The organism is Paraburkholderia terrae, from assembly GCF_002902925.1.
Taxonomy (GTDB): Bacteria; Pseudomonadota; Gammaproteobacteria; order Burkholderiales; family Burkholderiaceae; genus Paraburkholderia; species Paraburkholderia terrae.
Genome location: NZ_CP026112.1, coordinates 1,365,922 through 1,379,801 on the forward strand (window position 1 = coordinate 1,365,922; position 13,880 = coordinate 1,379,801).

Consider the following 13,880-nt stretch of genomic DNA (forward strand, 5'->3'; position numbering starts at 1 on the left):
GCGATGCCCAGGGACAACCCAGCGCTTCACCGTAGCCAGAAGCCACCCGTCGCGCCACGGCGCAGGTGGCTTTTTGCCGTTGGTGCCATCGTCGCGCTGGCGGCGCTGGGCTGGGGACTGTATGTCGTCATCGAGCCCGCTTTCCAGACACGCATCGTCATCACGACGGGCGCGGACAAGGGCATTTATCGCGGCTTTGCGGAGCGCTATGCGCCCATCCTCAAACGCGACGGCGTGACGCTCGATATCCGCAGCTCGTCCGGTTCCGTCGAGAACTACGAACGGCTCAAAGACCCGGCGAGCGAGTACCAGGTGGGCTTCGTGCAATCGGGCACCACCGTGCCGCAGGAAACCGATCATCTGGAAACGATCGCCGCCGTTTCGTATGAACCGATCTGGGTTTTCTATCGTGACTCGCAGACCATCAACCGCCTCGCGCAACTGCGCGGCAAACGGATCGGCGTCGGCGTGCCGGGCAGCGGGCTAATGGAGGTGTCGCGGGTTTTGCTGCGCTACAGCGACATCACGCGTGACAACACCCAGCTGTTCGAAATGGATGCGCCGAAAGCCTGGCGCTGCCTCCAGGACGGCTGTCTCGACGCAGCGTTCTTCATCGGCAGGCCGGACGCGCCGATGCAGCAGATGTTGCTGAACAGCGATCTGAAGCTGATGAGCTTCGCGCAGGCCGACGCGCTCGTGCAGAAATTCCCGTCGCTGAAAAAGGTGACGTTCCCGCGCGCGTCGACCAGCATCGTCGACGATCGCCCGCAAACGGACGTCACGTTGCTGGCCGCGACGGCGCTGCTGGTGGCAAAAGACACGCTGCATCCCGCGCTCGTCTATCTGTTGCTCGACGCAGCCAGAACCGCGCATGCGGGCGAGGACTATTTCACGCCGCTCGGCACCTTCCCCAACCTGAATACCGATGAATTCCCCGTTTCCAGCGAAAGCGAGCGCTACTTCAAGTCGGGACGTCCGTTCCTTCAGCGCTACCTGCCGTTCTGGCTTGCAAGCTTTATCGAACGGCGCCTGCTGATTCTGGTGCCGTTCATGGCCGTGCTGATCGGGCTGGTGCAGGCGTTGCCGCGCATCCTCGAGTCGCGCGTCAAGAAGCGCTTCGTGGTCTGGTATCGCGAGCTCAAGGCGCTGGAAGACGAAATCTGGAAGACGGCGCAGCCATCTGCACACCAGCTCTCGCAATGGCACAACGAACTCGAAAGCATCGACGCGCAGGCGAGCCAGATACGCGTACCGACGCGTTATCTGAACGACGTCTATGCGCTCAAGCAGGCGATCAGCGTGGTGCGGCACCGCATCTCACGGGCAGCGGGATCGAACGGTTAGCGCGGTGGTCGCGCGGTGACTCAGCGGAGAAAATCGATGTTACCCATCCAGAGTTCTGAGAAGTCGCTTGCGCGCGGCATGCTCGACGTGCTGATCCGCGCGGGCCTGATCGCCATTCTCGCGGTCTTCTGCTTTCGCATCGTCGTGCCGTTCCTCAATCTGCTGGTGTGGTCGCTGATTCTGGCCATCACGCTCCATCCGTTGCTGGTTCGCCTGCGAGGGCAGTCGAAGCGCTACAACGGCCTGGTCGCGACGCTGATCATTCTCGCCGCGTTCGCCATCATCCTCGTGCCGACCTACCTGCTGGGCATGGCGGCTGCGGATTCCATCGAGCACGTGACGGCGATCATCAAGAGCGGCGGCTTTCGCATTCCGCCGCCGTCCGAGTCAGTCGCGAGCTGGCCGCTCGTTGGGCAGCGTCTGTACGACTTCTGGTTGCAAGCCTCGACGGATCTGACGGGGCTCGCGCAGCGGTTCGCGCCGCAACTGAAGGAAGCCGGCCTTGTCGTGCTCGGCACGCTGGCGGGGCTCGGCGTCGGACTGGTGACGTTCGTCGTTGCGCTGATTCTCGCCGGCGTTTTCATGGCGCACGGCGAGCAAGGCCGTCGCAGCGCGGTGCTGATCGCGTCGCGCGTCTCCGGCCCGGACAACGGCCCGAAGATCACCGAGCTGTGCATTGCGACGATCCGCGCCGTCGCGCAAGGCGTGGTCGGCATCGCGTTCATCCAGATGCTGCTGATCGGCATCGGCTTCGTCGTGATGGGCGTGCCCGGCGCGGGGCTGCTCGGGCTCGCGGTGCTGTTGATCGGCATCATGCAGTTGCCCGCCACCCTCATCACGATTCCCGTGATCGTGTTCGTATTCGCCACCGAAGGCGCGAGCGTCGCGACCATCATCTTCGCGATCTACACGTTCATCGCGGGGCTGGCCGACAATGTGCTCAAGCCATTGCTGCTCGGCAGAGGCGTCGACGTGCCGATGCCCGTCGTGCTGATCGGCGCGTTGGGCGGCATGATCACGAGTGGCGTGCTGGGTCTGTTCATTGGCCCGGTGATGCTCGCGGTCGGCTACCGCCTGTTCTGGCGATGGGTCGAGGATCAGCCCGCCAGCGAATCACGCAGGGGGAAGGGCGTTTAATCCGGCGGATTTAACGCTTCTTCGATGCGCTGTTTGCCGCGCCGTTCGCCGCGTCCGGCGCATGAAGCGCTTGCCACGCCGCCAGCGCTTCTTCGAGATTGAAGAACATCCGCCCTTGACCCAATGTCGCGCCGAGCGACGAGAGCTGCACCGCCGCGAGGACGCTGGGATTGAGATGCACGAGCCAGATCGCGATGCCACGCTCGCGCTGCTTTTTCTCGGCTTCGATCAGCATCTTGAGCGCGGTGTACTCGAGATCGAACACGGCGCTCATCTCCAGGATAAGCACCTTCGGCTGCGCCGCGTCGATTAGCGGCCGCAGCTTCTGCCCGATGTGCTCCGCGTTGGCAAAGAACACGCGCCCCTCGACCCGCAGCACCAGCAGCCCCGGGAACGCCTCGTCGTCGGGATGCTCGTCGGACACGGGGCGGAACACGTGCGTGCCCGGCTTGCGGCGCAGCACGTAGACGGGCGGATCGGCCACCTGATGCGCGAGCGCAACCAGCGACACGACAATCGCGACGAGTATGCCCTGCAAGGTGCCGAGCAGCACGACGCCCGCCAGTGCCACGAGCGCCCACAGGAATTCAGTGCGGCGTATCCGCAAGATCGCGCGGAAATCGGCTGGGCTGAACAGGCCGATCGAATAGACGATCACGACGGCGGCCAGCGTCGCGTGCGGCATCAGGCCGATCAACGGCGCGAGCAGCAGCATCGTGCCGAGCGTGACGGCCGCCGTGACGAGCTGGGCGAGTTGCGAGCGCGCGCCCGCCAGCCGGTTGACGGCCGTCTGGCTCGTGCCGCCGCCCGCGGGCATCGCGCCGAGCCACGCGCCCGCCGCGTTGCCGAGGCCCGTCGCGAACAGTTCGCGGTTCGCCTTCGGCATGGGCTCGCCATTGCCCACAAACGCACGTCCGGCCGCGACCGTTTCGGTGAAGCTCATCAGCGCGATGCCGGCGGCGTCCTTCCAGAGCGCGTCGATCAGCGAGAAATCGGGCATCACGACAGACGGCAAGCCCGTCGGAATATGGCCGACCACGCCGACGCCATGCGCGGGCAGGCCCAGCAATACGACGGCACCGATCCCGCAGGCGACGGCGATCAACGGTGCGGGCGCGCGCGGATAGAAACGTTCGAAAGCCACGAGGATGGCGATCGTCGCCGCGCCGACGGCTACCGTCCACCACGACGCGTGGGGAATGCCCATCACCAGGGCCGCGACGTTGTGAAAAAACGAACCTTTTTCCGGGTGGATGCCGAACAGCTTCGGCAACTGATCCAGCACGATGACGACGGCGATCCCCGCCTTGAAGCCCGTCAGGACGGGATCGGAGATGAAATTCGCGACGAACCCGAGGCGCAGCAGCGCGGCCAACGCGAGCATTCCGCCGACGAGCAGCGTGAGGGTCGCCGTTGCGCGCATCAGCGCGGCCGTTTCGCCGCCGGGAACGGCCTGTGCGAGCGCGGCGGCCGTCAGGATGGCGAGCGTCGCGCTGGTGCTGACGCTGAGCGGCCGCGACGTGCCGAACAGGGCATAGATGACCATCGGCACGAAGGCGGTGTACAGCCCGACTTCGACGGGCAGCCCGGCCACCGAGGCATAGGCGAGGGCCTTGGGCAGCACGACGGCTGCCGCCGTGACGCCGGCGACGAGGTCCGGCTTGATCCAATCCTTGCGATAACCGTGCATCCAGTCGAGCACGGGAATTCGCAAACGGCTGGCAACGTGTCCCATGATCGCGAGGCCTCCGCATTTCAGTCGGCGACGGTGCGGCTATCGAGTACGCAACAGCTCAGTTGACGCGGGGCGCACAGGTCTTCCGCTGCGACACGTCGATGGCGGTTTCCGATGCTGGCGCGATTGTGCGTAGTGTAGGTCATCGGCCTTGGCACGCATCGACTTTGCGTGGTGCAGTAAGATGCTAGGTTCACCAGACAACGAGCCGCCCACGATGGACAGTGTTTCCCCGTTCGACCAGGTCCAGTTGCTCGCCGAATACGCCGAGCTGCGGCAGCGCGCGGCCGCGCTCGACGAGCAGGTGCCTGCGTGCCTGCAGCGCATTTCCGACAAACTGCCCCGAATCAGCGGCGAGTCCGAGCTCGCGGATCACTACCGGAGTCTGCTGGTCGGCGCGCGCAGCAAGGCGCTGGTGTCGATCGAGAACTACCACGAGGCGATTCCGTACCTGCAGACGGCGGAGTCGCTGATCGTGCAGTTGAACGGTCATCCGGACGGGCAAGCCGAAGCGCGCGGCGAATTGCTGGACCGTCTCGACGAACTGATCGACGCCGCCGTGGGCATGATCGATCTGGCGGAGCAGTGTTTCGGCGACGCGCAGGCCACCGATCCCGACGCCGTGCCGCCGTCGATTCTGGACGACTCGCTGCACCGCGAGGCCTGACCCGCCGCAGCGTCGCGTAATGCCCGTTTTCCGCCGAATCCGGCTCGTAGACGGGCTTGTCTGATAAAGTTTCGCCTATTCCCTTCAAAAGTCGATTCAACGGTTTTGATTATGAGCACAATCCTCGAAAATGTTCCGACCGGCCAGAAGGTCGGTATTGCGTTCTCAGGCGGCCTCGACACGAGCGCTGCGCTGCACTGGATGCGCTTGAAGGGCGCCGTGCCGTACGCGTACACGGCAAACCTTGGCCAGCCGGACGAGGAAGATTACGACTCGATCCCGCGCCGCGCCACGGAATACGGCGCCGAAGGTGCGCGCCTGATCGACTGCCGCGCGCAGCTGGTCGCGGAAGGCATCGCGGCGCTGCAATGCGGCGCGTTCCACATTTCGACGGCGGGCGTCACGTACTTCAACACGACGCCCATCGGGCGCGCCGTGACGGGCACGATGCTCGTCGCCGCGATGAAGGAAGACGGCGTCAACATCTGGGGCGACGGCAGCACGTACAAGGGCAACGACATCGAGCGTTTTTACCGTTATGGCCTGCTCGTCAATCCGGATCTGAAGATCTACAAGCCGTGGCTCGACCAGCAGTTCATCGACGAACTCGGCGGCCGCGCGGAAATGTCGGAATTCATGCGCCAGTCGGGCTTCGAGTACAAGATGTCGGCCGAGAAGGCCTATTCGACCGATTCGAACCTGCTCGGTGCGACGCATGAAGCGAAAGATCTCGAAAGCCTGGAATCCGGCATCAAGATCGTCAACCCGATCATGGGCGTCGCATTCTGGCGCGACGACGTGCCCGTCGCGAAGGAAGAAGTGACGATCCGCTTCGAAGAAGGCCAGCCCGTCGCGCTGAACGGCAAGACGTTCCCGAACGCCGTCGAACTGCTGCTGGAAGCGAACCGTATCGGCGGCCGTCACGGCCTCGGCATGAGCGACCAGATCGAGAACCGCATCATCGAAGCGAAGAGCCGCGGCATCTACGAGGCCCCGGGTCTCGCGCTGCTGTTCATCGCTTATGAGCGCCTCGTCACGGGCATTCACAACGAAGACACGATCGAGCAATACCGTGAAAACGGTCGCCGCCTCGGCCGCCTGCTGTACCAGGGCCGCTGGTTCGATCCGCAGGCCATCATGCTGCGCGAAACGGCACAACGCTGGGTCGCGCGCGCGGTCACGGGCGAAGTGACCGTCGAACTGCGTCGCGGCAACGACTATTCGATCCTCAGCACGAAGTCGCCGAACCTGACGTACCAGCCGGAGCGTCTGTCGATGGAGAAGGTTGCCTCGACGTTCTCGCCGCGCGACCGCATCGGCCAGTTGACGATGCGCAACCTCGACATCACCGACACGCGCGACAAGCTGCGCATCTACGCGCAGGTCGGTTTGCTCGCACCGGGCGAGTCGTCGGCGCTGCCGCAACTGAAGAACGATACCGAGTAAATCGGGCTTCTGACGGGGCGGGTCTCGCGCGGTGCTTCATTCGTGAAGCTCGCGCGGCCCGCCCCGTTTCTTTGGTACGTGACCCTGCGTCACGCTTCCTTGCCTACGCATCCGTTTTCTCCTCGCTCCCGTTCGCGCCTTTGCGAATCAGGCTCATTTGTCCGTTGCGTTCAAGAATCGCCGCATGCACGTCGTGCAGATCGAGCGCGTGAAATGCATGCCGCGCGGCCTCGAACACATCGGTGCGCGTAATCAGCGCAGCTGACATCTGACGGCTATTGAACTGTCCGTCGCGATACACCTCCCGTTCGACACCGACCACCAGCGATTCGAGCCGCGGCGAGCGCACGCAGCACCACGCGAGCGCGCGATGAATCAGCACGATCACCAGTGACGCCGCGAGCGTCGGCACCACAGGCGATGCACCGATGATGACGCGGCTCAGCATGGCGCCGAGCAGGATCGCGACCACATAGTCGAACGGCGAGCGTTGTCCGAACGACCGCCTGCCCGAGATACGGATCAACACGAGCGTCGCGAAGAACACGACGATCGCGCGCATGGCGGTCTGCAAGGCGGTGAGATCCTTGCCTTCGCCGAATAGCGTCATGAGCACGTCCATGTTGTGTCTCCTTCCTTTGATCGATGCGTGATGGTCGCTATGCGTTCGGCCCGTCGATTGCAAGCGTTTCAACGGATTTGCAATCGTTGTGCCGCCTGCGTCAAAGATGCACGCATTCGCAATAGACATACGCAAAGCACCTTCTATGATTAGGGAGGCACTGCGTACCGCGAAACCTCTGCAAGGAGACGCTCAATGGACGACACCCGCCTGCAAGCCACGCCATTGCAAGCCGATGAACTGCGCAACATGGACCGCTTCTGGCGGGCATGCAATTACCTGTCCGCCGGCATGATTTACCTGCGCGCGAATCCCCTGTTGCGCGAACCGCTGAAGCCCGAGCACATCAAGCGGCGTCTGCTCGGTCACTGGGGTTCCGATCCCGGACAGAGCTTCGTGCTCGTGCATTTGAACCGGGTCATCAAGCAGCGCGATCTGAACGTGATTTTCCTCTCGGGGCCGGGTCACGGCGCACCCGCGACACTTGCGCACAGCTATCTGGAAGGACGCTATTCGGAGATCTATCCGGACCGTGGCGAAACGGAAGAGGGCATGGGGCGGCTTTTCAAGCTCTTCTCGTTTCCGGGCGGCATCGGCTCGCATTGCACGCCCGAAACGCCAGGCTCGATTCACGAGGGCGGTGAACTCGGCTATAGCCTGTCGCACGGATATGGTGCGGCGTTCGATAACCCCGATCTGATCGTCACGGTGATGATCGGCGATGGCGAGGCGGAAACCGGACCGCTCGCCACCTCGTGGCATTCGAACAAATTCCTGAATCCGGCGCGCGACGGCGCGGTGCTGCCCGTGCTGCATCTGAACGGCTACAAGATCGCGAACCCGACGATACTTGCGCGCATCCCGCATGAAGAACTCGAAGCGCTGTTGACGGGTTATGGGTACAAGCCGTGGTTCGTCGAAGGCGATGAGCCGGAGAAGATGCATCAGCAGATGGCGGCGACGCTCGACGAGTGCATCGACGAGATTCATGCGATCCAGCAGCGTGCGCGAGAAGTAGGCAATACGCAGCGGCCGCGCTGGCCGATGATCGTGCTCCGATCGCCGAAGGGCTGGACGGGGCCGCGCGAATTCGGTGGACACAAGATCGAAGGCACGTGGCGAGCGCATCAGGTGCCCGTCGCCGATCCGGCGAGCAACGGCAAGAGTCTGAAGCTCGTAGAGGAATGGCTGCGCAGTTACGAGCCGGAAAAACTCTTCGACGAATCGGGGCGGCTGGTCGCCGAATTGCGCGCGCTCGCGCCGGAAGGGCCGCGGCGCATCAGCGCCAATCCGCATGCGAATGGTGGAGTGTTGTGCAAGGCACTGGACCTGCCGGACTTCACCGAATACGCCGTCGACGTCGGCAAGCCCGCTACGAGCTACGTGTCACCCACGGATGTGCTCGGCCAGTTTCTGCGCGACGTCATGCGTCGCAATATGACGAGCTTTCGCGTATTCGGCCCCGACGAAACCGCCAGCAACAAGCTCACGGCGATCTACGAAGCGTCGCAGAAGACGTGGCTCGCGCAGATCGTCGAATCGGATAGCGACGGCGGCGACCTGTCCGCCGATGGCCGCGTGATGGAAATGCTGAGCGAGCATACGCTGGAAGGCTGGCTCGAAGGCTATACGCTGACGGGGCGGCACGGTCTCTTTGCAACGTACGAAGCGTTCGTACACGTGATCGATTCGATGTTCAACCAGCACGCTAAATGGCTGGAGAAGGCCAAGCGCGAGTTGCGCTGGCGGCAGCCCGTGCCTTCGCTGAATCTGCTGATTACGTCGCTCGTGTGGCGTCAGGACCATAACGGCTTTACGCATCAGGACCCCGGTTTTCTGGACGTCGTGACGAACAAGAGCCCGGATGTCGTGCGCATCTATTTGCCGCCCGATGCGAACTGTCTGTTGAGTGTCGCCGATCATTGCCTGCGTTCGCGCGACTATGTGAACGTGATCGTCGCCGACAAGCAGCCTCATTTGCAGTATCTGGACATGAAGTCGGCGATTACGCATTGCACGAAAGGCATCGGCATCTGGGACTGGGCATCGACGGATCTGGATCGCGAACCGGATGTCGTGATGGCGAGTGCGGGTGACATTCCGACCATGGAAGCGCTCGCAGCCGTGGAGATCCTCAAAGGGCTGTTCCCCGATCTGAAGATCCGCTTCGTGAACGTCGTTGACCTGTTCAGGCTGATGCCCGATTCCGATCATCCGCATGGCTTGTCGGGGCGCGATTTCGATTCGCTGTTCACGACGGACAAGCCGGTGATCTTCAACTTCCATTCGTATGCGTCGCTGGTTCACAAGCTGACCTATCGCCGTACGAATCACGCGAACATTCACGTGCATGGCTATGCGGAGAAGGGCAACATCAATACGCCGCTTGAACTTGCGATTATCAATGGGATCGACCGGTTTTCGCTGGCGATCGACGTGATTGATCGTGTGCCTCGTCTGCGTGGTGTCGGTGATCACGCCAAAGAACGGCTGCGCGATCAGAAGATCCAGCACCTCGATTACGCGCATACCGAGGGTATTGATAGTGAAGAGATTCGTGAGTGGAAGTGGGCTGGGTGAGGGATGGGGTTTTGCTGGCATTCGCGTTACGGTGTTTGCGCTTTCGCTGGCATCCGCGATTTGTTAGCTTGCTTCACGCGTCGCCCCTGTGCGGGGCGGCACCTACTTTTCTTTGCCGCCGCAAAGAAAAGTAGGCAAAAGAAAGCGGCTAACACCGCCAATTTTTCTTCCTGCCTGAGGGCCCCCAACGGGTCTTACGCTTCACACGGCAATCACGTGACCCATGTTCGTTGCCAACGCTCTTGCGATACGCCTCACCCGCTTCACGCACCCGCGCTGCATCATGCCGTGCCAGATAGTCCACCGCCGCCCAGGTGGCAAACTGTGTGTAGGCCGTAGTACTCCACACGCATCACTTCGGACCGATAGCGCACGCCTCGATGTAAGAGCGCCGAGCTATACGACGCGACAGCCTACACACAGTTTGCCACCTAGGCGGCATATACCATTCGCTGCCGCTTGCACGTGTACGGGTATTTGAAGCGGGTGAGGCGCTCATTCGAAGCGTTGGCAACGAACGCGAACAGAAATGCTGCCGTGTGAAGCGTAAGACCGGTTGGGGGCCCTCAGGCAAGAACTAGCACTGGCGGTGTTAGCCGCTTTCTTTTGCCTACTTTTCTTTGCGGCGGCAAAGAAAAGTAGGTGCCGCCCCGCACAGGGGCGACGCTTGAAGCAAGCTAACAAAACGCGGATGCCAGCGAAACCACAAGCAAACCAACCAGCCGTCGCAGACAAACCAGGTTCCACCCCGACCACTCACCGCCAGGGCGCCATCGCCTGAAACACGCCGTCGCGTCTGACCAGCGCATGAAACAGCGCAGCCGCAAAATGCACGAGGATCAACGCAAAGAAGCACAACGCAAGAAACCGGTGCGCATTCCATAGCAGCGTGTGCAGTTCGTTGCTGTGCGGCAGTATCCACGGCAACTGGATGCCGGCCACGATCACGGGATACGCCGCCGCCGACAACATCCCCCAACCAATCAGCGGCAACGCGATCATCAACGCATAAAAAGCGAGGTGCGACAGATGAGCGGCGAGTTTCATCGGCTCGGGCATGTCCGGGGGAAGTCGCGGCGCGCCGCGCGTGAGTCGCACCACCAGACGGATCAGCGCGAGTATCAGGATCACGATGCCGAGCGGCTTGTGAATCGACACCAGCGTCAGATAGTCAGGCCGAACCGTCGACACCATGCCGACGCCGATGAACAGCATCGCCAGAATGCAGATCGCCATGATCCAGTGCAGCGCGCGCTGCAACGGTGTAAAGCGCTGGAGAGTCGGTGTCATGGCTTCGCTCCTTCGGCAGGCGTGTGCGGATAGTACTTGTCTTCGGCAGTCCGGCGATTGAACGAAACGGAATAGGCAGCCGAGCGCGCAGCGGGGAACGGATCGTCGGAAACATGCATCCCTGCCGGCAGGACGGTCGGATCGAAATTGAGGTCGCGGCACGGGCCGTCGGGCTCGGGCTCGATCGCGCTGACCACCAGCGTGCCCGCTTCCACCTTGCGGCGGTCGTCGGGCCAGGCTTTGCTCGGGTCGGCCGTCGGGTCGCCCGGATTGGCGACGGTAACGATCATCGTCCAGCGTTGCGGCGCGCTCTGCACGCGTTGCGTGATGTCGGTTTCGAGGAAGTTCGCGGGGCGTTGCTTGAGCACATCGGGCGACACGGCATCCGGCTTCGCCGCCGGCACGAATGACCAGCGCACGACCTGGTCCTGCCCCTGTGCATTCGTGAACACGAAGCTGTTGAGACTGTTGTACTGATCCTGCGCGAACGATCCCGTCCACGGTGCCGTCGTCGCCCACGCACCGAACGCAGCGAACTCGGGGTGCGCGGCGATGAACTGTTTCATCGCATCGGGATCGTCCTTTTTCGCCGATGCTTCGAGCAACGCATAGAACGCTTGCGGTGTCGCGACGGGGAAGAAGGGTGCGTCGATCATCGCGGAGCGCCATTCGGTTCCATCCGGCGCGACCACTCGCAGGCTCAGGCCGCGAATCCGCACGGTCGGGTCCGGCGCGTTCGGATCAGGCGTGGCGAGATTGAAGCGTCCCGTCACGCGCGACGAACCCTGCGCGAACATCGGCGCCTTCGACAACGCAGCCGCTGCTCCATTCGATTCGAATGTGCCCGTGAAGCAGATGCCCTTCGCGTGATTACGCCGGAAACCCAACGCAGGGCCGCCCGGCGGCGCCAGCGCGTTGACGATTTTCGGTGGTGTCAGCCGGCCAGGCGTGAGCCAGCCTGCCGTATACGCAAACGCAATCGCCACGACGCCGACGATGATCGCAATCAAGGCCAGTGAGCGTGCAGCGGATGCTTGTGAACCGGGTCTGTCAGCCATGGAAGCCTCGCTCGAGAGTTCTGCTGGCGACAATCTAGCAGCATCATAAAATTCGTGCAGAAGGGAGCGGAGCGAGCAAATCTGCGATAGGTGTCCACGAGGCAACACCGTGTATCTGTCCGCATGTCTACTGTCCCCATTCGAATCCGTCTAGCATGACGGCATGCTCAAACGAGCGCAGCGTGCTGCGTGACTATCATGGATACCATCAAGATCCTGCTTCAAACGACCATTCCTTCCGTCGCCGATGACTGGTCGATCGCCCGGTTCAGCCGCCTTGCCGAACTGCTGCGCAATCATCGCGATGCCGAGGGGCGCGCCGTATTCGACGTCGTCGCGAGAGACCGCGAGCAACCCGGAGAGCCGGACCCGGTGCTTTCGCGTCTGGATGAAACCGCGTTCGACGAGTTGTGGCTATTTGCCGTCGATAACGGCGATGGCCTGACGCCCGAAGACTGCGAAGGCATCACGCGATTCCGGCAGGCGGGCCGTGGTCTGATGGTGACGAGAGATCACATGGATGTGGGCTGTTCGCTGTGCAGCCTGGGCGCAGTGGGCAAGGCACATCACTTTCATACCCGCAATGTCGATCCCGACGAGTCGCGATGCGTATGCGACGATCCGTTTTCCACGCATATTTCATGGCCTAATTTTCACTCGGGCGCGAATGGAGACTTTCAGCAAGTTGCGATCGTCGGGCCGACGCATCCCGTACTGACGAATGCCGACTCTCCGACGGGCGCGATTCGCTATCTGCCGGCTCACCCGCACGAAGGCGCCGTCGATGCGCCCGACGATGCATCAGCCCGCGTGATCGCGCGAGGCAACAGCAAGATCACAGGCAAGAGCTTCAATCTTGCCGTCGCCTTTGAACCGTCCAGCGACGGAGGGCCCGCTGTCGCGCAAAGCACGTTTCATCATTTTGCCGACTACAACTGGGACGCGCGGCTCGGTTGTCCGAGCTTCGTGGACGAGCCGCCAGGCAACGGGATGCAGACGGAGCAACAGGCGCTGCAGGACGCGCATCGATATGCGATCAATCTCGCGCTGTGGCTGGCAGGGAAAACGCCGCATTGATAGACGTTCGGGTGCCCGTCATTCTCTTTTTGTCTTCGGTTGTTCGGGCTTCTGCTGCGGGTCTTTTCCGCGTTGCGTTGGTGCCCTTGTGCAGGCGTCCGGCGGCGTTGCATACGGCACGTCGTTGCAGCAACACGCGTAAACGGGAAAACCGTATGCGTTCGTGCGGATGATGGTGGTCGGCCCGTGTAGCGGGCATACCGCGTTCATGGTGCCTCCTCGAATTCATCGGTCGATTATCTATCCTACTGCTGTTCGACGCGATGTTCACGTGGCGATTCGGCTCGCCCGCTCGAACCCTTATCGCCCAGGGCGTTCGCCAGGGGAAAAACCATCATCGGCAGAAGCGAGCCCTGCGAACCGCTCGGCGATCGCGGTCCCGGACGCGGGAAGATTCAACGCAAACCTTCAACGACGGGATAACGCTCACTCACGCAGCTTGCCCGGCCGCGTTCGCACGCCGCCGCCGCGTCCCCGTTGTCTTCGACACTTCCTCGACGGGCGCGGCATCGCTCGCCCGCTGCGCCTGATAGGACTCGCCCCATTCCCTGAGACTGATCAGCACCGGCGCAAGCGTCTCGCCGAACGGCGTCAATTCGTATTCGACCTTCGGCGGAACCTGAGGATAGACATGGCGCGCAACGATGCCGTCCGCTTCCAGCTCGCGCAGTTGCAGCGTCAACATGCGTTGCGTCGTGTTCGGCAGCAGCCGGGTGAGTTCCATGAAGCGCTTCTTTTCGTGCATCAGATGAAACAGGATCACCGGCTTCCACAAACCGCCGATTACCGAAAGCGTGACTTCGACGGCGCAGCCGCTCTTGCTGTCCAGGCGTTTAGGTCGCATGGCATTTATACCTACATAATTGATAGTACCGGCGATAATTGTACCTTCTTGCGGTAATCGACGTGCGACCTGACAATCAC

At 62.4% G+C, this 13,880-nt stretch carries 11 protein-coding genes; 6 read left to right on the plus strand and 5 right to left on the minus strand.

Features of this window, described 5'->3' with window-relative positions:
- Window positions 1-3 precede the first annotated feature (3 nt).
- The gene (locus tag C2L65_RS22325; protein ID WP_042316952.1) at window positions 4-1,344 is read left to right on the plus strand and encodes a TAXI family TRAP transporter solute-binding subunit; all 1,341 of its coding nucleotides are present in this window, start codon (window positions 4-6) and stop codon (window positions 1,342-1,344) included.
- A 36-nt stretch (window positions 1,345-1,380) separates the two neighbouring features.
- Entirely contained in the window at window positions 1,381-2,481 is a 1,101-nt protein-coding gene (locus C2L65_RS22330; RefSeq protein ID WP_042316954.1) for an AI-2E family transporter, read from the plus strand.
- A 10-nt stretch (window positions 2,482-2,491) separates the two neighbouring features.
- Here the strand turns inward: C2L65_RS22330 and C2L65_RS22335 are convergent, their stop codons facing one another.
- Complete coding sequence (locus tag C2L65_RS22335; protein ID WP_042316956.1) at window positions 2,492-4,216, minus strand: SulP family inorganic anion transporter; 1,725 nt, start codon at window positions 4,214-4,216, stop codon at window positions 2,492-2,494.
- 217 nt (window positions 4,217-4,433) lie between these two features.
- On the opposite strand from C2L65_RS22335, the gene C2L65_RS22340 reads away from it, so the two are divergent.
- Both C2L65_RS22340 and argG read left to right on the plus strand, forming a co-directional pair.
- Window positions 4,434-4,883: a hypothetical protein gene (locus tag C2L65_RS22340; RefSeq protein WP_042316959.1), complete on the plus strand. Its 450-nt coding sequence runs from the start codon at window positions 4,434-4,436 to the stop codon at window positions 4,881-4,883.
- A gap of 111 nt (window positions 4,884-4,994) precedes the next feature.
- The gene (gene argG / locus C2L65_RS22345) at window positions 4,995-6,329 is read left to right on the plus strand and encodes an argininosuccinate synthase (RefSeq protein ID WP_042316962.1); all 1,335 of its coding nucleotides are present in this window, start codon (window positions 4,995-4,997) and stop codon (window positions 6,327-6,329) included.
- A 103-nt stretch (window positions 6,330-6,432) separates the two neighbouring features.
- Here argG and C2L65_RS22350 read toward each other — a convergent pair whose 3' ends face one another.
- Window positions 6,433-6,951 (minus strand): DUF421 domain-containing protein, encoded by a 519-nt coding sequence (locus tag C2L65_RS22350; protein ID WP_042316968.1) that lies wholly within the window; start codon window positions 6,949-6,951, stop codon window positions 6,433-6,435.
- A gap of 195 nt (window positions 6,952-7,146) precedes the next feature.
- Between C2L65_RS22350 and C2L65_RS22355 the strand changes: the two genes are divergently transcribed.
- On the plus strand, window positions 7,147-9,531 hold the full coding sequence (locus C2L65_RS22355) for a phosphoketolase family protein (RefSeq protein ID WP_042316965.1): 2,385 nt from the start codon (window positions 7,147-7,149) through the stop codon (window positions 9,529-9,531).
- A gap of 756 nt (window positions 9,532-10,287) precedes the next feature.
- Here C2L65_RS22355 and C2L65_RS22360 read toward each other — a convergent pair.
- Together C2L65_RS22360 and C2L65_RS22365 are read right to left on the minus strand one after the other, a co-directional pair.
- Window positions 10,288-10,821 carry a cytochrome b gene (locus C2L65_RS22360; protein WP_042314441.1) on the minus strand — a complete coding sequence of 178 codons (534 nt, stop codon included), beginning with the start codon at window positions 10,819-10,821 and terminating at the stop codon, window positions 10,288-10,290.
- Window positions 10,818-11,879: a catalase family peroxidase gene (locus tag C2L65_RS22365; RefSeq protein WP_042314442.1), complete on the minus strand. Its 1,062-nt coding sequence runs from the start codon at window positions 11,877-11,879 to the stop codon at window positions 10,818-10,820. Before C2L65_RS22365 ends, C2L65_RS22360 begins: the two co-directional genes overlap by 4 nt.
- Window positions 11,880-12,077: 198 nt before the next feature.
- On the opposite strand from C2L65_RS22365, the gene C2L65_RS22370 reads away from it, so the two are divergent.
- The gene (locus C2L65_RS22370) at window positions 12,078-12,956 is read left to right on the plus strand and encodes a hypothetical protein (RefSeq protein ID WP_042314443.1); all 879 of its coding nucleotides are present in this window, start codon (window positions 12,078-12,080) and stop codon (window positions 12,954-12,956) included.
- Window positions 12,957-13,386: 430 nt separating this feature from the next.
- Here C2L65_RS22370 and C2L65_RS22380 read toward each other — a convergent pair whose 3' ends face one another.
- The gene (locus tag C2L65_RS22380; RefSeq protein WP_042314444.1) at window positions 13,387-13,800 is read right to left on the minus strand and encodes a winged helix-turn-helix transcriptional regulator; all 414 of its coding nucleotides are present in this window, start codon (window positions 13,798-13,800) and stop codon (window positions 13,387-13,389) included.
- Window positions 13,801-13,880 lie beyond the last annotated feature (80 nt).

Excerpts from the sequence above, each read along its gene's own strand:
- C2L65_RS22330 (WP_042316954.1), top strand. The coding sequence starts at position 1,381 with ATGTTACCCATCCAGAGTTCTGAGAAGTCGCTTGCGCGCGGCATGCTC.
- C2L65_RS22335 (WP_042316956.1), bottom strand. The coding sequence starts at position 4,216 with ATGGGACACGTTGCCAGCCGTTTGCGAATTCCCGTGCTCGACTGGATG.
- C2L65_RS22325 (WP_042316952.1), top strand. The coding sequence starts at position 4 with ATGCCCAGGGACAACCCAGCGCTTCACCGTAGCCAGAAGCCACCCGTC.
- C2L65_RS22340 (WP_042316959.1), top strand. The coding sequence starts at position 4,434 with ATGGACAGTGTTTCCCCGTTCGACCAGGTCCAGTTGCTCGCCGAATAC.
- C2L65_RS22380 (WP_042314444.1), bottom strand. The coding sequence starts at position 13,800 with ATGCGACCTAAACGCCTGGACAGCAAGAGCGGCTGCGCCGTCGAAGTC.
- C2L65_RS22350 (WP_042316968.1), bottom strand. The coding sequence starts at position 6,951 with ATGGACGTGCTCATGACGCTATTCGGCGAAGGCAAGGATCTCACCGCC.
- C2L65_RS22355 (WP_042316965.1), top strand. The coding sequence starts at position 7,147 with ATGGACGACACCCGCCTGCAAGCCACGCCATTGCAAGCCGATGAACTG.
- C2L65_RS22360 (WP_042314441.1), bottom strand. The coding sequence starts at position 10,821 with ATGACACCGACTCTCCAGCGCTTTACACCGTTGCAGCGCGCGCTGCAC.
- C2L65_RS22365 (WP_042314442.1), bottom strand. The coding sequence starts at position 11,879 with ATGGCTGACAGACCCGGTTCACAAGCATCCGCTGCACGCTCACTGGCC.
- argG (WP_042316962.1), top strand. The coding sequence starts at position 4,995 with ATGAGCACAATCCTCGAAAATGTTCCGACCGGCCAGAAGGTCGGTATT.
- C2L65_RS22370 (WP_042314443.1), top strand. The coding sequence starts at position 12,078 with ATGGATACCATCAAGATCCTGCTTCAAACGACCATTCCTTCCGTCGCC.